The 19,948-nt window shown below is 70.5% G+C and carries 15 protein-coding genes and 2 pseudogenes; 12 read left to right on the top strand and 5 right to left on the bottom strand.

The features are described 5' to 3' along the window. Positions 1–423: 423 nt before the first annotated feature. The 4 genes from PV410_RS34205 (at position 424) to PV410_RS34190 (ending at position 5,053) form a co-directional block, all read left to right on the top strand. Positions 424–897 (top strand): hypothetical protein, encoded by a 474-nt coding sequence (locus PV410_RS34205; protein ID WP_500329754.1) that lies wholly within the window; start codon positions 424–426, stop codon positions 895–897. 345 nt (positions 898–1,242) lie between these two features. After that, positions 1,243–2,184 carry a tyrosine-type recombinase/integrase gene (locus PV410_RS34200; protein ID WP_500329753.1) on the top strand — a complete coding sequence of 314 codons (942 nt, stop codon included), beginning with the start codon at positions 1,243–1,245 and terminating at the stop codon, positions 2,182–2,184. Further along, entirely contained in the window at positions 2,181–4,517 is a 2,337-nt protein-coding gene (locus tag PV410_RS34195; RefSeq protein WP_500329751.1) for a tyrosine-type recombinase/integrase, read from the top strand. Before PV410_RS34200 ends, PV410_RS34195 begins: the two co-directional genes overlap by 4 nt. A gap of 44 nt (positions 4,518–4,561) precedes the next feature. After that, positions 4,562–5,053, top strand: coding sequence for a hypothetical protein (locus tag PV410_RS34190; RefSeq protein WP_500329749.1), 492 nt, complete (start codon positions 4,562–4,564; stop codon positions 5,051–5,053). Positions 5,054–5,569: 516 nt separating this feature from the next. On the opposite strand, the pseudogene PV410_RS34185 reads toward PV410_RS34190, so the two are convergent. Continuing rightward, a pseudogene (locus PV410_RS34185) lies at positions 5,570–6,151 on the bottom strand (transposase); the annotation flags it as partial. A 352-nt stretch (positions 6,152–6,503) separates the two neighbouring features. On the opposite strand from PV410_RS34185, the gene mobF reads away from it, so the two are divergent. The 4 genes from mobF (at position 6,504) to PV410_RS34165 (ending at position 12,225) form a co-directional block, all read left to right on the top strand. Further along, entirely contained in the window at positions 6,504–10,217 is a 3,714-nt protein-coding gene (gene mobF / locus PV410_RS34180; RefSeq protein WP_500329837.1) for a MobF family relaxase, read from the top strand. Then, positions 10,142–11,224, top strand: a complete 1,083-nt coding sequence (locus tag PV410_RS34175; RefSeq protein WP_500329747.1) for a hypothetical protein — start codon at positions 10,142–10,144, stop codon at positions 11,222–11,224. Before mobF ends, PV410_RS34175 begins: the two co-directional genes overlap by 76 nt. A gap of 73 nt (positions 11,225–11,297) precedes the next feature. Further along, positions 11,298–11,717: a hypothetical protein gene (locus PV410_RS34170; protein WP_500329745.1), complete on the top strand. Its 420-nt coding sequence runs from the start codon at positions 11,298–11,300 to the stop codon at positions 11,715–11,717. 61 nt (positions 11,718–11,778) lie between these two features. Then, on the top strand, positions 11,779–12,225 hold the full coding sequence (locus tag PV410_RS34165; protein WP_500329744.1) for a helix-turn-helix domain-containing protein: 447 nt from the start codon (positions 11,779–11,781) through the stop codon (positions 12,223–12,225). A 255-nt stretch (positions 12,226–12,480) separates the two neighbouring features. On the opposite strand, the gene tgmC is transcribed toward PV410_RS34165, so the two are convergent. Together tgmC and PV410_RS34155 are read right to left on the bottom strand one after the other, a co-directional pair. Then, positions 12,481–13,602, bottom strand: a complete 1,122-nt coding sequence (gene tgmC / locus PV410_RS34160) for an ATP-grasp peptide maturase system methyltransferase (RefSeq protein WP_500329742.1) — start codon at positions 13,600–13,602, stop codon at positions 12,481–12,483. 1,503 nt (positions 13,603–15,105) lie between these two features. Further along, positions 15,106–15,516, bottom strand: coding sequence for an ATP-binding protein (locus PV410_RS34155; RefSeq protein WP_500329836.1), 411 nt, complete (start codon positions 15,514–15,516; stop codon positions 15,106–15,108). Between the two features lie 215 nt (positions 15,517–15,731). Between PV410_RS34155 and PV410_RS34150 the strand changes: the two genes are divergently transcribed. The 3 genes and pseudogenes from PV410_RS34150 to PV410_RS34140 all read left to right on the top strand — a co-directional run. After that, the gene (locus PV410_RS34150) at positions 15,732–16,976 is read left to right on the top strand and encodes a helix-turn-helix domain-containing protein (protein WP_500329741.1); all 1,245 of its coding nucleotides are present in this window, start codon (positions 15,732–15,734) and stop codon (positions 16,974–16,976) included. 13 nt (positions 16,977–16,989) lie between these two features. Then, the gene (locus PV410_RS34145) at positions 16,990–17,466 is read left to right on the top strand and encodes a hypothetical protein (protein WP_500329740.1); all 477 of its coding nucleotides are present in this window, start codon (positions 16,990–16,992) and stop codon (positions 17,464–17,466) included. 252 nt (positions 17,467–17,718) lie between these two features. Continuing rightward, a pseudogene (locus PV410_RS34140) lies at positions 17,719–18,139 on the top strand (UTRA domain-containing protein); the annotation flags it as partial. Between the two features lie 119 nt (positions 18,140–18,258). On the opposite strand, the gene PV410_RS34135 reads toward PV410_RS34140, so the two are convergent. Beyond that, positions 18,259–18,465 (bottom strand): hypothetical protein, encoded by a 207-nt coding sequence (locus tag PV410_RS34135; protein WP_500329739.1) that lies wholly within the window; start codon positions 18,463–18,465, stop codon positions 18,259–18,261. A gap of 115 nt (positions 18,466–18,580) precedes the next feature. Further along, complete coding sequence (locus PV410_RS34130; protein ID WP_500329737.1) at positions 18,581–19,432, bottom strand: SCO6745 family protein; 852 nt, start codon at positions 19,430–19,432, stop codon at positions 18,581–18,583. A gap of 151 nt (positions 19,433–19,583) precedes the next feature. On the opposite strand from PV410_RS34130, the gene PV410_RS34125 reads away from it, so the two are divergent. Then, a complete protein-coding gene (locus PV410_RS34125) occupies positions 19,584–19,856 on the top strand; it encodes a hypothetical protein (RefSeq protein WP_500329736.1) in 273 nt (90 codons plus the stop codon). The last annotated feature ends 92 nt before the right edge of the window (positions 19,857–19,948 follow it).

Here is a 19,948-nt window from a genome sequence, read left to right as displayed (position 1 = left end):
TAGATACCTCCGTTCCTGCGGGAAAGCCGGAGATGGATCCCCTGCACCGGACGGGGGCTCTTGCCCTGTTCGATCAAGGCTTCGATGCCGTGGAGGCGATCGAGGGTCCAGACGGCATGGAGGTCGATCTCCTCGACCGTGTCGTGGCAGTCCACCCCGGTGGGGCAATAGTCAAGGTGTTCGTGGACGGCCCAACATTGGTGTTCGCCGAGGAGGCCGTGCGTTCTCTCATTGCTGGCTTTGTCCACGAGAACGGGCTCTGGCCCAAATTGTGTGGAGCGGTTACTCTCCGTCGCGGTCTTCGGGCATGCGCTCAGTCGGTGAAATTACCGGTTTCGGACGGTACACGTGGTGGGCCGTGGTCGACGAGCCGCAGGAGCTGTGGGCTTGGCATGTCAGAAGTGGCCAGTAGCCTCAGGCGCCATGGGCATACAGATTGATGTAGTGGCGGGTTACCCGATCAACGATGAGATGGAGAGGGTGCTCGGGTTGGCCGAGGCGGTCGGCGAGCCCGTCTCTGTCACGTTCATGTGGGAGGGGCGTGAAGAGTCGGAACGCGCGGTGCTGGTGCCCGCGGCCACGCTGGCGCTCTGGGAGCACTGGGCCCCCGCCGCGTACCCGACGAGTGGAACTGGAGACGAGAACCAGGCTGTGGCAGAGGAGCCGGAACTGGCCCATCCAAAGGAATTCGGCGCGTTCACGCTCTTTCGTCGTCGCGTAGGAGGGCGTACGGCGGTTGCTCGCAAAGGCGTGGTGGTCGCCGAGCTACTGGACCCCCATGAGGCTCACTGGCTCCAGGAGAAGGCCCGCAATGTCCGCCAAGGCTTCATGAATCCGAAGCAGAGGGCGGCGTTCGAGGACTTCCTTGCCCGGCAGGCATCCCTCGATGAGCAGTGACGCGCCGACTCGCACTTCGTGGCCTTGTAGTGGATCTGCGGCTTTTGTTTGCTTTATATGATGTACTGACGCCTGGTCACGCCAATATGACTCGTTTGCGAAGGAGTTCGAACCCTGCGCGGCCAAACATCTGGCGCTTGAGCATCTTAAAAGTTACGTGGAATCTGTCCGGGGTGATCATGTCTCCCCGGTGCAACCACGGACTCGGGAGATGTGTTGAGCGGCACGACGGTGCTGACGGAGAAGTGGCCGGTGCTGGGCCGGCACGAGCAGGCGGCGGTGTGGCTGCAGATCTGAACTGATCTCGGTCGGGCGCCGAGGACGATCGACGCCTACGCCCGCGGATTGGCCGAATACCTGGTGATGTGCGAGCGGCAGGACGTCGATCCGGTCACCGCGAATCGCGCCCACATTGCCGTCTACGTGCGGGAGTTGACGTCACGGCCTCACCGTCGGGGCGCGAACGTGGTGGCGATCGACTCGGGATCGGGGCTGGCGAACGCCACAATCCAGCAACGCCTGGTGCCGGTCCGCCTGTTCTACGACTTCCTCATGGAGGAGGGCCTGCGCGAGTCGAACCCGGTGGGCCGGGGCCGCAACACCCCTGGCCGCCAGCGGGGCGGGCAGCAGCGCGGACTGGTGCCGCGGCTCACGAAACTGCCGTGGATCCCCAGCGAACAGGAGTGGCTGGGGATCCTGCAGGTCACGCGGGAGGAGCCGGTCCGCAACCGGGTGATGCTGGCCCTGGCCTACGATTCCGCGCTGCGGCGGGAGGAGCTGTGTTCGCTGCGGACCGACGACCTCGATCCGGCCCACCGGACGCTGAGGGTGCGGGCGGAGGCGACGAAGAACCGGCTGGAGCGGGTGGTGCCCTACTCGGCATCGACGGGCGTGCTGATGTCGGCCTACCTCGCCCACCGGGCCACGATCAGCCGGGCCAGGGGGCCGCTGTTCCTGTCGGAGTCCCGGCGCAACCACGGGCAGCCGCTGACCCTGTGGACCTGGTCGAAGGTGGTCCGCCGGATTGCCCTGGCAGCCGGTGTCCCGAGGTTCTCGACCCACACCACCCGGCACCTGTGTTTGACCGATCTGGCCAGGATGGGTTGGGAGTTGCACGCGATCGCGACCTTCGCTGGCCACCGCGACACCGATTCCACGCTCCAGTACATCCACCTGTCCGGCCGGGACCTGGCCGACAAGCTGGCCCGCGGCATGGAGCACATCCACGCCTGGCGAATACAGATGCTCACCTCCGCGGACGGCACGACGGCTGGGGTGTCACGATGACCGCACCGCTGCCGGCTACCGCCGAGAACGGGGCCGGACGCTGGTCCTGGCCGATCTCCCTGCCCCGCGACACCGCCGCGCTGGCAGTGCGACCCGCCGAGGCCAGAGCCGTGGCCGACATGGGCCTGCGCAACCTGCGGCGACTGCAGTACCACGACCCGTCCGCGCCGGGCTGGCGCATGATCGCGCGGCTGCTGGGTCCGCTGGAGGCGGTCAACGCCGCACTGGACTCCCCACCCACACCGCATCGCCGACGAGCCATGCTCGACGTGGTCGCGGTACTGCTGACACGGTGCGCGGAGACCGGCAGGACCTTCTGGGGCTGGACCCAGGAGGAATGGGTCCACCTGCTCGGCCGCACTCAGGCCGAGTTCCGCCAGCACGCGCCCGCCTGGGCAGGCGACGAGGTCCGCCCCTATCTCGCGGCGCACGCCTACCTGCTCGGTTCCTTCAACGAGTTCCACAGACTCGGCAGCTTCCAGCGGCTCACCCTGGCCTGGCGGATCTTCGGACGCAACCGCGTCAACGGCGAGATCGCACGACTTCGCACGGTCCTGGGCACCTGGGGCTACCGGCTTGGCCGGGACGAGGACACCCTGCTGCCGATGGTGGCCAGCCAGCTGTTCCTGCTCAACCGCAGCCCCCATCTTGAGGATCTGGACACCGCACTGTTCGACCGGGTCCGCCACGACGGGCTGCTGGAGGGCAGTCGGCTGAACACCCTGCACGCAATGCAGCGGGCGGTCGCCGAGCTCGGATTCTGTGATCCTCCACAGCCTGGCATCGGCCGCCACTCGGCCCGGGCCAGCGGCGGCGCGCCGGTCTGGGAACAGTGGGCCGACCGTTGGCACGCCACCTCGACGCTGACCCCGCGCGTTCGCGGTGGCGTCCGCTCGAACCTGCTCAAGGTCGGCCGGTGGATCGCCGCCGAACAGCCCGACGCCGCCGATCCGGCCGACTGGACCCGGCAGACCTGCGCTTCATGGATCGCCGCGCTGGACCGGATGAAGGTCGGCGACTACGCGCAGCGCACGATCGGGCTGGGCGACCGTCTCGGCAAGCCCCTGGAAGCGCCAAGCAAGGCCGGGCAGATCACCGCGCTGCGGACGTTCTTCCGGGACTGCCAGGAATGGGAGTGGCTGCACCGCCGCTTCGACCCCCAGCGCGCGTTGTCCGTTCCCCGCAGCATCAGCGCCCTCCTCGGACCCGACCCCAGGGTGATCGCCGACGAGGTCTGGGCGAAGCTGTTGTGGGCGGGCCTGAACCTGGAACCCGCCGACCTCCCCCAGACCCGCTCCGGACACTTCTACCCCTTCGAACTGGTCCGCGCGGTCACGCTGACCTGGCTGTTCTCCGGACAACGCAGCAACGAGATCGCCCGGCTGAAGGTGGGCTGCATCCGCTGGCAACACGACGGGGCACCGATCGCCGGTGACTCGCAGCAGGTCCTGGCCCGCGACGCGGTTTGCCTGCTCGACGTCCCCACCCACAAGACCGGCACCGCCTTCACCAAGCCGGTCGACCCGATCCTCGGCCAGGCCGTCGACGCCTGGCAAAGAATCCGCCCCGACCAGCCGAAGTTCACCGACCGCCGCACCGGCGAGCTGGTGGACCCGCTGTTCGCCGTCCGGGCCCGCCGCGTCTCCACCAGCTATATCAACAACACCGTCATCCCGATGCTCTGCCGCAAGGCCGGAGTCCCGGCCGCCGACGTCCGCGGCAACATCACCAGCCACCGCGCCCGGTCCACCATCGCCAGCCAGCTCTACAACGCCAAAGAACCCATGACCCTGTTCGAGCTGCAGGCCTGGCTCGGACACCGTTCGCCGCAATCCACCCAGTACTACGCGAAGATCACGCCGACCACTCTGTCTAAGGCCTACTCCGAAGCCGGCTACTTCGAACGCAACGTGCGCACCATCGAGGTCCTGGTCGACCGCGACGCGGTCGCCTCCGGCGCCGCGGCGGCCGGTGAACCCTGGCAGCACTACGACCTCGGACACGGCTACTGCAGCTACACCTTCTTCGAGCAGTGCCAGCACCGCATGGCTTGCGCACGCTGCGACTTCTACAGCCCCAAGGAATCCACGCGATCCCAACTCCTGGAAGCCAAAAGCAACTTGCAGAAAATGGCCATCTCCATCCCGCTGACCAACGACGAGCAGGCGGCCGTCGAGGACGGCCAGGCAGCCCTGGACCGGCTACTCGACCGCCTGAGCGACACACCCACGCCGGCCGGCCCGACACCACGGGAACTGGACATCCCGGCGACAGCCCGACTTCTGCCGATCATCGACGTCCGACAGGGCGGGACAGGCTCCGCACCGGGCTGATATCGGAGTGCGCAAAGGCCCGGGAGAGTGTCACAGTCACTGCCGTGACCTTGCTGAACATGCTCGTCGACTTCGCCCGAACCGGCCGGATCGGGCCCCTGAACTGCGGAATGTCCCTGGCCGAGGCTGAGGACCTTCTCGGCCCGGGGCGCCCGCACCCTGCCCACCTCATGAAGGGGCCCGATATCGACGGCTACCCCTACTCCTGGAACGGGCTGCAGATGGTGGTCACTCAGCGCGCCGTCAGCGGAATCCGGGTCAACCTCTGGCCTGGTTCGACCGCCAAACTCCCGCCGCTCGTCCTGCCTGATTCCGAGTCATTCGAGGCCACCGTGCTCCGCGAGGAACTGATCACGGCCCTCGACACAGCAGGCTGCCACCACGAGGTCAACCCCGTCCTCACGTTCGACGAGCAGTCGAGCATCATCACCCAGCCCGCCGAGGTCTGCGCTGCCTTCAGCCTGCCTGGTCGGGACAACCATGTTCCGCACCGCGATCGGCACTACCTCGACGTGATGCACAAGCACACGGCTTGACATCGCTGATTCCACAGAATGATGCGGTTGACGTGTCCCTCCACGACACCCGAGTTCCAGGGTTGTGTGAGGCCGGCGGTGACGGCGTCGAGGCCGCGTTCAAGGTGGTGGGCGAACCGGCTGAGACTGATCAGGTCGGTTGTGGCTCTGGCCGATTCGATCCACTGCGGGAGATAGTCGCCTTGCAGGTGGGTGACCATGTGGGCGAAAGAGCGCACGTGCTCGACGAGGGTTGTCAGCTCAGGGCAGTTCGCCAGCGCGGCCTTGAGCTGGAGCCGGTCATTTTCGGTCAGGGCGTCGGGGTGCGTGAGGATCCAACGCGTGACGGCACGGGGGGATGGGGGCCGAGGCCCAACCGGCTGGGGCTTGCCGCGCAGTACCCGGCTGACGTAGTCGCGGACGCTGTTGTAGCCGCGTGGATAGCCCTGCTCGCAGAGCTCCTCCCACAGTTTCCACGCGTTGGTGCAGCCCTCCTGCCAGCGCTGGTCGAGGTAGACATCTCACGATCCCAAGTCGTCAAGCCGCTGAGGTCAGTTCGCGGGGGAAGGCGATGTGTTCGTCGAACAGTTCGCCTGCCTGAAGGCACCGGTAGAGTTGGCCGATCATGCGGTTGAACAGGTGTCTCTGGGCGGCCGCGTGCCAGTCTCCTCGCTCACGTCGACGCCGGTAGTGGGCGTCCGCGCCGGGTGAGGACCGCAGAGCGGAGAAGGCCCACAGGTAGCCGGCATGGTTAAGCCGGTCGTTTTTGACCATGCGCCGCCCGACGTGGTGTTTCTTCCCGGACGCGCAGGTGACGGGGGCAGAGCCCGCATAGGCCTTCATGCCACGTGCGTCTGCGAAGCGCTGGCGGTCATCGCCGATCTCGGCCAGCACCCGGGCGCCGAGCTGGACCCCGAGACCGGGGAAGCTCAAGAGGACTTTGGAATCCGGGTGTTGGACAAAAGACTCGTCGCCCGCCTCGGCGAACTCGTCAGCAGCGAGGCAGGCGGCTTCCAACTGCCGCAGGAGGGCGAAGGCCTGCTTGCCGAGTGCCACTTCGACCAGTTGTGGCTGACTCGCGTAATCACCGCGGAAGACCTCGCGGAGCCGGTCAGCTTCTGGGTTCGTCCACCGATGGGCCGCTCGCGTTTGGCGCCTGGTCCTGCTGTGGTTGTGGGGCATGCGCTCGTGTCGGGCGTGGTGCCCGGGGGCGGGGCTGGCCGCTGTAAGGGGCTTGCCGGCGGGGTGGCTTGTGTGGTGATGGATGCCGACGGTTGGGGTGGCGGGGTGATCCCCGGCTGGTGCGGGTGGGTGTCGTTCGCACCTCTAGCACTGTGGCGGTCGGGGTGGCGGCGGGTGAGGCCGGTCCCGTCGTGCGGCACGCCATACGTGATTGTTTTCCGGGGTGGGGGAGGCTGGCGGGCTGGGCCGTAGCGGGGGGTGTTTGCTGTGATGCCGTGGCGGGGTGGGCATGACGGTGAAGGGCATTTCCACGGGGAACTACCCCTATTACCGGCGCAATATCGCCAAGTGCGATGGGGCGTGCGGTGGTGGGGTGGCGGTGTCCTCGAGCACGCCCGGGGTGCCGGTGGGGCGGTGGCATGGGCGGGGTGCGGCGGTGCTGGGGCTTGCCGGTGAGGTGAGCGAGCCGCAGATGCGGGCGTTGTTCGGGCTGGGGATGCACCCGGACGCCGAGGCGATCCTGACGCGCGAAACACGGGCCGGCGCGTCGAAGAAGCGGGCGTGGGATGCGGCGAAGCTGGGCCCTGCGCTACCGGAGCTTGCCGAAGGGACCCCGCTGGACCGTCAGATCGAGCAGGTGCTGCAGCACGAGAGTGAGCAGTTGTGCCGGCCGCTGACCGGGGCCGAAACGAAGAACCTGAAGATGCAGGTTGCAGCGCAGGCGTTCCGCGCCGAGTACCGGCGGGCGCCGGATGACGGGAAGGAACTCGCCCGGTTCCTGGCCTCTCGCACCGGAAAGCAGCGCCAGGCGCGTACCGGGTATGACCTGACGTTTTCCAGCGAGGAGCTGTCGCTGCTGTTCGCGCTGGGCGACGAGCAGGTGCGCCAGGTCGTGCTGGAGGTACTGCAGCAGGCCAGGACCGAGACGGTCGCGTGGATCGAGGACCATGCGCTGGCGGTGCGGAGAGGGACCGGCGGGAAGGCACAGCTGCGGGCGAGGCCCGGTGTGCTGGCGACGGTGTATCTGCACTACGAGTCCCGGGCTGGGGATCCGATGCTGCACGAGCATGTCGTGATCAGCCCCCGCGTTCTGGGCCCTGACGGGAAGTGGCAGAACCTCGATGCCCGCCTGTTGTACCGGGAGGTCGTTTCAGCGTCGGAGCTGTTCAATCAGCGGGCCCTGGAGCTGCTCTGTGGGCGGTTGGGGTTGCGGACCGAGCCGGTGGAAGTGACGGCCGGGCAGCGCCCGGTGATGCAGGTCGTGGGCATCGACGTGCGGCTGCGGCAGCTGTTCTCACAACGCGGGACAGCGATACGGGAGGTGGTTGAGGAACTGGAGGCGGACTACCGGCACCGTCATGGCCGGCAGCCCGGTCTGGCTGCCCGCAAGGGGCTGCAGGAGCGGGCGCGGGTCTCCACGAAACAGGCCAAGCGAACAGCGCGGTCGCTGGACGATCTGCTGGCCGGCTGGCGGCGGCGGGCGATCGCGGCCACGGACCAGGCGACGGTGGACGGCGTTGTGCGGGCGGCGCAGACCGCCGCCCGCACCGCCGGTGAGGCAGCCACTGCGCGCGGCGCCGGTGGGGCAGCCACTGCGCGCGGCGCCGGTGGGGCAGCCGCCGGGATGGCTGCCGACCCGGAAGGGGCTTCCGGCGCCGCCGGTGAACAAGCTCCCGGTACGGGGGCGGAGGTCGTAGGGGCGGGTGGTGACGGTGTAGTGGAGGTGGATGTGACGGGGGCGGCGGCGGTGGTGCTCGCGGAAGTGTCCGCGTACCGCACGACGTTCCGTCGCCGGCATGTGCTGGCGGAGGCCCGCCGGTATCTCATGCGGACGCTGGCGGGGGCGACCGCGCCGCCTGGTGTCGCTGATGCGATCGCCGACCGGGCGCTGGCCGGGGCGGAGTGTGTGGAGTTGACTCCGCCCGATCTTCACCCCGGGCTGCCTGAGCTGACCCGCGCGGACGGCGAGAGCGCCTACCGAGGGATCGGGTCGCGGACCTACACCACCGCCTCGCTGCTGGCGGCCGAAGAGCGGCTGGTGGCCGCAGCCGGCAGGGGTGTGGTGGCGCCGGTCGGCCGGGAGATTTTCGCCCGGGTGGCCGAGGAGCACGGTGGCGGGCTGGATGCCGGGCAGCGTGAGCTGGCCGCGGCTTTCGCGACCTCGGACAGGCTGCTGCTGGCGGGTATCGGGCCGGCCGGGTCGGGGAAGACCAGCGCGATGCGGCTGCTGGCTCGCGCGGTGGACGCGACGGGCGGCCGGCTGGTCCCGCTGGCGCCTTCCGCCTGCGCCGCCGCCGTATTGGGCACCGACCTCGAGCGGTCCGCGCACACCCTGCATTCCTGGCTGCGCGGGCGTGAGCTGGCCGCCCAGGCCCACCTGGTGGGGGAGGATTTCGGTCTGGGGCCGGGCGATGTGATCGTGGTCGACGAGGCCGGTGCGGCCGGCACCCGCATGCTGGACCGGGTCCTGGCCGATGCCGCCACGGCCGGGGCGGTGGTACGGCTGCTGGGCGACCCCCGCCAACTGGCCGCGGTCGAGTCCGGCGGCGCGCTGCGCCTGATCGCCTCGTGCGGGGGAGTGGTCGAACTGGACCGCCTGCACCGCTTCCGCACCGACGGTGAGGCCGACGCGTCGCTGGTCTTACGTGACGACGACCGCCCGGAGCAGGTGTTCGCCTGGTACCGGGAGCGGGGCCGGATCACCGCCGGCACCCCCGGCGTGATGCAGCAGGCCGTGCTCGACGCGTGGGCCAAAGACACCGTGGCCGGGCGCAGCACGGTGATGACGGCCGCCGACACCGCCACCGTTTCCGCGCTCAACGCCCGGGCGCAGGCATGGCATCTTTCCCGCGGCACTGTTACGGCCGGCCCCGCAGCCGTCCTGCGCGGGGGGCTGCGCGCGCATGCCGGCGACATCATCGTCACGCGCCGCAACGAACGCCACCGGATCGTGCGCGGCGCCCGCGATTTCGTGAAGAACGGCGACACCTGGACCGTCCAGACCGTCGAGCCCGACGGAGCCCTGATCGTCCGTCACACCATCCATCGCGGCCGTCTGCGGCTGCCGGCCGGCTACCTGGCCGCGTACTGCGAGCTCGGCTACGCCTCCACCATCCACCGCGCCCAGGGCATGACCGTCGACACCTCCCACGCCCTGGCCACGCCCGCCTCGGCTCGTGAGGGTGTCTACGTCCAGCTGACCCGCGGCCGGCACACCAACCGCCTCTACCTGGCCCTGGATTATGACGGCCAGGACGTTGCGGGGGTGCTGGAGACCATCGCTGCCCGGCGCGGCACGCAGGTGTCCGCGACCGAGACCACCGCCGAACTGCAGCAGCGGGCCATCGACCCGGCCACGCTGGCAGCGCAGTACGCGGACGCCGCCGCCATGGCCACCACCGCCCGCCTGACGGCCGTGCTGGAGCAGGCCCTGGGAGCGGACCGGGCCGCCGTGGTCCTGGCCGCGGACACCTTCCCCGCCCTGACCCGCGCGCTGCTGGATGCCGAACGCGCCGGATCCGACCTGCCCGGCCTGCTCGCGCAGGCCATCACACCCGGCCCGAGCACCACCGACGACGGCCCGAACACCACCAACGACGGCCCGAACACCACCAACGACGGGCCGGACGTCACCGATGACGTCCGGGACTCCACGGAGGATGGTGGAGACTCCGCGGGCGGCGCAGGCCTCGCCGGGCGCCTGCTCCGCCTGGCGCGTGCCGCGCGGGCCGGGCAGGCGGGTGTGACGGGCCCGGCCGGGCAGGCCCCAGCCGCCACTTCGGCGGCCCAGTGGCCGTTTCCGCCTCCTCGGCTGCGGCTGGGCTGGCCGTGGTGCCGTCGTACCGGCTGCACGCGCTCATGGCCAGGGCCGCATCTTTGCGTGCGGCCGCTCACAGTGAACTGCAGGCCGCCGAAGCCGCCGCCGGCATGCTGCCGGTCCCGGTCACCACCGGCAGCGGCCGTACCCATGCGGCCTGGCCGCACCGCCCCTACGGTCCGCTGACCCGCACCGAACTGGACACCCACCTGGCTGCTGTCCGCGCCGTCTGCCGGGATGCCGAACGCACCGGCACCCACCTGTCGCCGGCTGCTTCGAACACCGTTGCCGCGCTGACCGCCGAGGACGCCCTGCGCTGCGCCCTGCCCTCGCGGGAGGCGGCGCGCGAGGACTGGCAACGTGAGCGCACCCCGCACCTGTCGCAGTCCTCGCTGGCCGCGATACGTCGCCACCACAGCGTCCGCGTTTTCGACACCGATCAGCGGCTGCGGCACGCCCGGACCGTTCTTGCCGGGGCCGATGCGCTCAGCGACGCCTTCCATGCCGAACTCCGCCGCCGCGTGGGGCTGCCGGGCCGGCGCACGCAGCGGCCCTGGCACCCGGCCGACGTGCCTGACTGGGTCGCCGACCGCACTGCGCAGGACCATCCCGGCACCCCTGGCCACTGGCGCCGCCACCTGGCCGAACGCCACCGCATCCTGACCTGGGCCCTGGCCCAGCGTGGCCGCACCCTGGCCGGTTCGCCCCCCGCCTGGGCCGAGCCGCTGGGCCCGCCCCCACCGGCCGACTCACCCGAACGCCGCACGGCCTGGGCGCTGACCTGCGCCCTGACCGAACTGTGGCGCACCCGCCACGCCATCACCACCGTTCCCGGTCTCGGCCCCCGCCCCGACGACCCAGCCGAGGGCGCGGCCTGGGACGCCATGACCGCCCGCATCCGCGCTCTGGCCCCCCGCCCGGCTTCCTGCCCGCACCCAACCCCCAGGGGTGTCGACCCCGGCGCTGCTGCCCGACCCCCGCACCCGTTCCGTCAGACCACCCGCCGCTCCCGTCCCCACCCCGCTGCCCAAGGTGCCGGCCCGGCCATCCAAGGTTCCTACGCCGGCGCCCAAGGTCGCAGCCCCGGTGGTGCCGCCCCCACCCCCCGTACCGCCAGTCAGCCCACCGGCCGGTCCGGCTCCCACCCAGCCCCCGCACCTCACCCAGCCGCCCCCTGCCCCGGGCGGCGGTGACGGCCTGACCGCCCCCTACCCCCCTCGCGCCGCCCATGCCGCCCAGGCCTTCCAGGCTGTCCAGGCGGCCGTGTTGGCGCGTCGTGCTCTGACCGCCGCTCTCACCGGCGGGCCCGCTCCGGAACCCTGGATCGAGAACATCACCGCCCCCGACCGTGACCACGCCGGCGAACAGCACGCCTACACCCGTCTCATCACGGCCATCGCGGACTACCGGCGGCGCCGCGACCACGCCGGCCCGGACGTCCTCGGCCCCCGCCCCACCGGCGATGACGGCCGGGAATGGGACCACCTCACCGACGCCCTCGACCGCTACACCCAATCCCGCATCCAAGCCCGCCTGGACGCCCTGCGGCAGCGCGGCACCGCCGCCCGCGCTGGCCTTCCCTCACCGCACCAGCCCGCCCCCACGACCCGGCCACAGCGGCAACCGGCCCGGCCACCTGGCCCGTCGGCGCCCGACACCCGCCCGCCCCCGGGGCAACGCGCATGACCCGCCCCCGACCAGCCGCAAGGATTCGACAGCAACAGAAACCGACTACCGGGAGGCAACCGTGACCCAGACCGCGAAACCATCGCTGTCTCAGCGCCGCGCCACTGTGCGCCATCTCGCCGACCAAGGGATGAGCGCCCGCGCCATTGGCGCACACCTCGGCATCAGCAAGGACACCGTGCGCCGCGACCTCGCCGCCACCGCGCAGTCCGGCGCGCGCCAGGACGAGCCACGCCAGCCATGCCCATTGCTAGGCGCTGCGCCACCGGGCGGATGGCTCACCATCCCCGTCGATGACGACCTCCACGACCACCTGGCCGTACTGCTCGCTGGCGGACACACCGTCACCGACGCGATCCGGCGCAGCACCGAACTCCTGGCCGACGCCTACCGCACTGCCTGGGACTATGCCGACCTCCCGCGTGGTGTACGCCCCGATGTCATCTGCCGCCCCGTCATCCCTGCCACCACCCGACCGGCCACCAGGGGTGCCCCGTCCGAGCCGTAGAGCCCGACCGCGATGCGCGCCGATGGCTCTGTCACCGTGGAGGGGGCCTGCGCCGGGAGGCGGATGCCAAGGACACCCCCAACCCGTCCTTGTCCGGCTTCGGACGCGTCCCTTGCCAGGTCCTGGCGCGTGGCGGCGCGCCGGACGTGCTCCCGGGCCCGGCAGCCGATGCGCCACGAGCACGGTGCGCCCAGCCCCCCGCCCTACCAGGTGCGCCCTCACGTGCGCGGCGGAACCGGGCCGCCCTCTGTCAGGTCACCGGTTGCCGGGCCAGGAGATGTCGTGGTGCCCGTCGGGTGTGATGGTGATGCGGAACTGGTCCAGGGTGGGCGAGCCGTCGTGGCGCCAGCGTGCGAGGCGGTCTTCGACGGCGTCCCAGATGCGGTCGGGGCCGCCTTGGCGGACCCGCCATCCGTGCTGGTCGCGGCGGAGCAGGGCCCAGGTTCCGGTGGCGGTGTCGAGGAACAGCTGGCCTAGGTTGCCGAGATCGAGGCGTTGCGCGGCGGGTGCCGCGGTCTGGGCGACGAACCGGGCCGCCCAGTCGTCCAAGGCGTCGGGGCCGGTGATGGTGTCGCGTTCGGTGCCGGCGTCGAGATCGGGGAGCATCCCCAGGGGTGGGGGCTGGCGGGGGCGGGCGAGCATGAAGGAGACCTGCCCGCCCAGGGGTTGTCCGGTTGCGGTGCCGTCGTCGTGGACGGTCAGGCGCGCCAGTTCGCTGGAGTGCATCCAGCCGGACAGGGTGGCCAGGATCTGGCCGCCGGGGCGGGTCTGGGCGATCCACTGCTCGGGGATGGCCAGCACGCTGCAGGTGGCGATGATCCGGTCGTAGGGGGCGCTGTCCTTGTGTCCGGCCAGTCCGTCGCCGGTGATCAGGTCGGGGGCGTGGCCGAGGGTGGCGAGCGCATTCGCGGCCCTGACCGCCACCGGCGGGTCGATTTCGATGGAGGTGACGTGCTGGTCGCCGAGGCGGTGGCACAGCAGCGCGGTGGAGTAGCCGGTGCCGGTGCCGATTTCCAGCACCCGCATGCCGTCTTCGACCTCGAGGTCTTCCAGCATGCGCACGACCAGGCTGGGCAGGGTGCTGGAACTGGTGGGCTGGCGCAGGATCCGGCCGTGGATGTCGCCGGGCACGATGGTGCCGGCGATCTGGGTGACCAGCGAGGTGTCGCTGTAGCAGCCGGGCAGCCAGCCTTCGTCGTCGGGCATGACCGGCTCCCAGGCGGTGGGGGCCGAACCGGGCACCTGGCGGAAGAAGCCCCCGCGCAGGAACTCATGCCGCCCGGTGACCGCGACAGCCTCCCGCCACTGCGGCGAGCGCACACTGCCGTCGGCCGTGAGGTGGTCCAGCAACTGCCGACGCAGATCCTGCTCGTTCACGACGTCTTCCCTTCCAGTAGATCGTCCATGGCCACCACCAACGTCGCTGCAGGCACCAGGTGCCGTGCGGCTGAACCGGCCTGGCATCTCGCCGGCACAGCCACAGCCGCACCCGACGGCGGCACCTGCGGCCGGCCGTCTGCCGCTGCCACATCCGGTGCCGGTGCCGGTGCTTTACGGGGCTGCTGCACTGTCATCCCACGCCCACACCTCTGCGGGGCCGTCGCTGTAGTCCACGACGATGGGGGACACGCAAGGTGCCGGTTCCGAGCTCTGGGCTGGGTCGTGGCCCGTGGTGGGTGTGGCTTGGGGTTCGGGGACGGTTGCGGCGTGCGGTGTGGCCGTGGCGCAGGCGTGGCAGGTGTCGGACAGACGCCACCGGCGGCCTCCCGCGCAGCGCACCAGCACCAGCTGGACCAGGCCGTCACAGCCACGGTGCCGCGGATGCCAGCGGCAGCCGTTCTGGCCGCACTGGCACGTCCGCAGGTGCGACGCGAGCGGCGCGGCACGGACATGCGCCACCAGATGCGCCACGACAGCGCCACGCACCGGCTCCGCCCCCGGCAGGTCACCGAGCCGGCCGCATTCCTCGCACGTCATGACCGCCCCCGCACCCATGAGCCGGACCTCCACCGTCCACGCCCGCCGCAGCGGACCCGGGCTCGTGTCACGCCGCATAAGCTCCCGCCCCTCCCCAGATGCCGGGTCGCGGGCCTCCAGCGGGCTTCCGGGCGCGGAGGCCGGCGGCACGCAATCTCGCGCCCCTCCCGGACCCCGCTCCCGCACCCCAGCGTGCGCGCCGCCGCTGAGGTGACAGCGGCCCGGGCCGTCGCCGCAGCACACGGATGCCGCCGAATAGGCGACCGAGTCCGGATTCGTCCGTGGCACACCCACCGGCGGCGCGCAGGTCAGGCCGGACGGACGGCAGCAAGGCTCCGGTCGGAAGCCGAAGAACATCAAGGAACACGGTGTCTTCCAAGGTCGTGGATTAGATGGGCCCGCCACGCGCGCCGGGTGATGATCCGGGCAGGCTCGCCAGCGCGCGCGGCGGGATCACGGCCCGCCTGGTACGAGCCGTGCGCCCCTGTCGGGGCGGGGGAGTCCTCCCCGACGAACGGGGAGGAACCATGGGGTCGGCGCCGTGGCGTGGTCGCTGCGGGCACTCCGATTCACCGCTCGGATGCTGCGCCGTGTGCCGGTCGCGATGTCGTGCCTGTCGTGGCACCGCCGACGTTCGCGCACCACCCGCCGGCCTCCCGCACCCGCAGCTGAAGGGGCACGCGGGACGCCTCATCGCCGAGACGGTCCCAGCTGCTGCCTCGGCGGGACGCCGACCGTCACCATCACGACGAGCTGGCCGCGCTCCGGCTCGAACGCCACATGGAACGGGAGCTGCTCGCCAGCCTCAACGGTCACTGCAGAGAACCACCTTCGACATCGACGCGAGGAACGGGAGGGGAACCGGCCCGGCAGTGCGACGGGGGACTCCGCCGGGCCGGGGCTTCACAGGGCGGGCTGCCGGGCGATAGTCGCCCACACGGTCTTGCCGACCGGATCGCGGTCACGGACCCCAAAGTCGGCTGCGGCCGCCCGTACGAGCATCAGCCCCCGCCCGCTCTCGGCATCGCTCGACGCGATCACAGGGCGGGGATGCTGGCGGCTAGGGTCGGACACCTCCAGCAGCAACTGGGCGCCATCGTCCGATACGTGGACGTGCACCAGGTGCCGGGTGTCGCAGTGCCGGATCGCGTTGGTGACCAGCTCGCTGGCGATCAGCACCGCGGTGTCCATCGCACTCTCGGGGACATCCCAGCCGGCGAGAACCCGCCCCACCTGTCTGCGGGCGATGTACACCGTCTTGGGAAACGGCGTGAACCACATCTGCCACCGCTGCGAGGTCCCGTGCGTCGTCATCACGGCTCCGCTCCCCCTTCAAAGGGCACCATCGCCCCGGTCGGGTTTTCCAAGAGGTCAGCGCCGACCTGACGTCGTGTCGGACACTGACTGTAGAAAAGCGGCCCGTCACGGCCGCCGCCATCTCCGATGCAGGCAGCGCATGCCGATATGCACCCATCGCATACGAGGCGGGTAGATGCTGAGCGACGGTACGTAGCGTGGGAGGGGAACGCATGGACGGGGCCGGCAACAAGCAAGTCCGGGACGCCGCACGAGGCGGCGACTACGGCCGCGTCATCAAACTGACTCGCAAGGCTTTAGGCCTGACCCAGCGCCAGCTCGGGGAGGCCTGCGGCCTGTCTCAGTCGGCCATGTCACGCCTCGAAGACCGCGGCGTCGGCACCTACAACATGAGCCTCCTGGCGAGCGCGGCCAGCCACCTCGGCATCCCTCCGAACCTGGTCGGTCTCGCCGACTACGACCGGAACGGGAACAGCACGGTGGAACGCCGAGAATTCCTCGCCGGGGTCGCCGCAGTTGCAGCGACGCCAGCCATAGCCCACATCCCGGCCCGCCCCGAATGGGACAGCGGCCAGGCAGCCGCCCTACGTGTCGCCACAACCGCCTTCCGCCGCCTGGACGCCACCGTCGGCTCACGCGACCTCGCCGACGCCGCACAAGCCCACCTGCGCCTCATCCAGCGCGTCGCCTCCCAGGCCCCGGACGCCTCCCACAAGGCCCGCATGGCCGCCGTCGGCTCCGAAGCCGCCTCCCTGGTCGGCTGGCTCGCCTGGGACATGGCCGACCACGGCTCCGCCCGCACCTGGTACGGCTCGGCCATCAAGGCCGCCCGCACCGCCGGGGACTCCCTGCTCGGCGCCTACCAGACCGGCAGCCTCGCCCAATTCGAGGTGGAAGCGGGCAACACCGCCGAGGGCTTGCGCCTGATCGCCCGAGCGCGCCGCCAGCTTGGCCCCGACCTTCCGGCCATCGCTGCCGCCTGGCTCGCCTCCATTGAGGCCGTCGCCCACGCCACCGCCGGCGAGGATCGCGCCACCGAGCGCGCCCTGCGCTCCTGTGAGCAGCACACCGCGCGCGTGCCGCGCGAGGACCCGCCGCCGTGGCCGTGGGTGTTCTCCTTCGACGAGCGGAAGGTGGCTTCCTGCCGCGTCGTGTGCGGGGCGCGCCTCGGCCGGTCCCGCTGGGTCCTGTCCTCGCAGGAGATCACCACCGCCCTGTCGTCCGGCCACGAGAAGCAGCGCGCACTTCTGACCCTCGACGTCGCCACCGGCCACCTGTCCACCGGCCGCGTCGACTCCGCGTTCGCGCTGGCGACCCGGGCCGTCCACGACGGAGTGCGGCTCAAGTCCGGGCGCGTCGTCGAGCGCGCCCGTGCCTTCCGCCGCTCCTATACCTCGCAGACACCGCCCGGTATCGTGCGCGACTTCGACACCCTGCTGCACGACACCTACCTGTAAGGGGGAAGCCAGCATGCGCCTGGGCATCACGGGCCATCGGGGGCTGTCGCCGGCGGTCGAGGCCCAAGTCCGTGCCGAACTCGCCAAGCTGGTCGACGCCACCGCGGCGGAGGACCTGGTGGGGATCAGCTGCATCGCAGACGGCCCCGACGCCTGGTTCGCGCAGGCCGTTCTCCAGCACGGCGGCCGCCTCGAAGTGGTCATCCCTGCCGCCGAGTACCGCGAGAGCCTGCCCGACTGGCACTACCCGGTGTACGACGAGCTGATGGCCCGCGCCGCCGACGTCCACCACACCGGGATGCGCGAGTCCACCTCGCAGGCTCACCAGGCGGGCAGCGAGATCGTCGTGGGGCTCGCCGACCAGCTGATCGCCGTGTGGGACGGGCAGCCAGCCCGTGGATACGGCGGCACCGCTGACGTCGTCGCCTACGCGCGCCGTGTCGGCGTCCCCGTACAGATCGTGTGGCCCGAAGGGGCCAGCCGGGACTGATCCGAGGAGGACTTACCCACGGACCGAGCCGTTTCTCCGCGGCCGACGGCCGTCGGCCGCGGAGAACGGGGGAACAGGACAACCTTCAGTCCCTTCGCGTCCTGCTCTCGAGCCGTAAAATGGCCAGTGGGCACCTCGACACCGTTTCCAGTTGCGGCCGTTTCGGCACGACCTACGTATGCCTTTCGGCGCCATGCCAGCGGAGGGTGGCCAGACGGCGGGGGTGCTGAGGAGAAACCTGCTGTGGCTGGTGCGGCCGCTCCAGAGGACGTCGCGCAGCGCCTCCCCATTCAGCCCGGGGATCACTGCGTGCGCACGACGGACGAGTTCATGGCTGACGGCCAGCCGGTGCAACTGTCGACGTCGTGGGAGCCGACGGCCATCACGGACGGCACGCCCATTGTGCAGCCGGAGATGGGTCCCCTTGCCGGCGCGGGAGATGCGCATGCGGACCATCGGCGTCGCCGTCGACACCGCCGTCGAGGTGCCGGGGCCGGGGCGGGCTACGCAGGAAGCGGCCAACCTGCTGGGGATTAGCGTCGGAGACCTGCTGATGCGGATCGGGCGCACGTACTACGACGGCGACGGTCGGCCTGTGGAGACGGCCGACCTTGTGGTGCCTGACGTCCGCTGGGAGATCGCGTACGAGATCGGCATAGACCGCGGCGAGTGAATCTCGGCTGAGGTCTGCACAACGGGTTGCCCGTCGTGCCTGGGCAGGGACGCTAAGTGGTCGGCGCCGGAAGTCCTTCGGGGGTTGACTCCAAAGCCGGTGTCGTGTCCGGGGTTTGGTCAGCTGTCCGGGGTGGCGAGGTAGAGGCCGCAAGCGTAGTCCAGGGCACCTTCGGGGCCGTCGGCGAAGCTGCTGGTGGGCAGGAGGGTGTCCTCGTACTTGTCGGTGTTGGCGAGGTAGAGGGCGAAGCCCCAGGTGGTGGCGGATCGGCCGTGGCGCAGGCGCATCAGTTCGATGCTGTCGCCGTAGGCCAGTTTGCCGTCCACATAGGCGGACTGGCCTCGGTGGCGGACGTGCACGGCGACCGGCTGAGTCCAGGCCGTGCGGGCACGTGCCGTGAGCTTCTGGGCGAGGGAGGACTTGGGCGAACGGAGGTGTTGCTCAGGCGGAAGCGCGCAGCGCAGCCAGGAAGCCGGAGCGGTCGAGAAGGCCAGCGTCGGTGACGGCACGGCCGAAAGTGTCGGCGAGTTCGGCCAGACGCTCACAGCCCTCTTCGCCCAGGACGCCGTAGGCGGGCAGGGCCAGGGCATCGGTGCGGTTCTCGATGTGCTGACGCAGGGCACTGCCTTCGATGCTGAGGACATCCCCGTCGAGGAGACCACGCTCGTGTAGGCGTTCCTCGGTGGCGGCCCACTGCTCCTCCGGCCAGGCGCGGCTGAGCTTGAGCGCGGCGGCGGGAACCAGGCCGCTGGCACCGTGCAGCACCAGGGCCTCCAGGGGCCCTACACCCTCGGTGAGTAGCGCCGCTATATGGCCGTCGCCACGGAACTCCCGCAACAGCGTCTGGGCGTGCCACAACTGCAGGATCGGCTCGTCCGGCCAGGGCAGGGCGGCATGAGCGGCGAACAGCGGGCGTCCCTGCGGGTGTTCGCACGCCGCCTCGGCTGCCCGCCGCGCAAGGCCGATGATTTCGTCCAGCCCCGGAAGCTCATGGATCTTGGCCCGGCGCAAGGCCTCGCCCGCGCCGGCGAGCCGGGCGGCCAACATCTGCTCGGGGGTGACCGCGTCCCAGGCGGCCGGTAGCGCCCCCCGTACGACATCCGGGCAGAAGTTGTAGAAGGTCGCGATGACCAGCTCCGCCGAGGCGCGGCCGAGAGCCGCACCACGGGAGGCGAAATATCCTGCCCTGCCCTGGAGTCCCAGTTCTGTGTACCGGTTCCTGGCCTCGGGAACGAAGTAGACCATGCCATGGAGAGGCTCAAGTCGCCGCCACGCGAATCGTGCTGCCTTCATGTGCCAGTCCTTCCAGGGATGCAGAGACATGGGCGGGACACTCGGGGTACCAACCGGTCGGTATGGCGCAACCTAGGTCTCCGGCTGACCGGTGTCAACGGATACGACGGCGAAAACGCGCGCAGCATCGGAACAAGGATCTGAGGAACATGTGGACGGCGAACTCGCCGTCGGCGGCGGCATCAAACTGACGCGCCTGCGCTACGGCCGATCCGCCACCACCTGGGACCTCGCCCTTTACCTCGCCAGCACCGACAAGTACGAGGACACCCTCCTGCCCACCGGCACCTTCGCCGGCACCCCCGAGGACGCCCTGGACTGTGCCTGCGGCCTCCAGCTCGCCACCCCGGACATCTGGCTGGACACCAGGCACCCGACCAATCCCGGAGTCAACCCCCGAAGGACTTCCGGAGCCGACTACTAACTGATCGTTTCAGAATGAGATCGGCGTGTCGGCTGGCAGTCAATGATCTTCATCGGCAGGGTCTGCGGAGTGTCCGATGATCTTGTCCCTGA

Origin of the sequence: Streptomyces sp. PA03-5A, assembly GCF_033792725.1 — a bacterium.
Classification (GTDB): domain Bacteria; phylum Actinomycetota; class Actinomycetes; order Streptomycetales; family Streptomycetaceae; genus Actinacidiphila.
The sequence above is the reverse complement of the archived record's forward strand: the minus strand, read 5'-3'. Positions and strand labels throughout refer to the sequence as shown.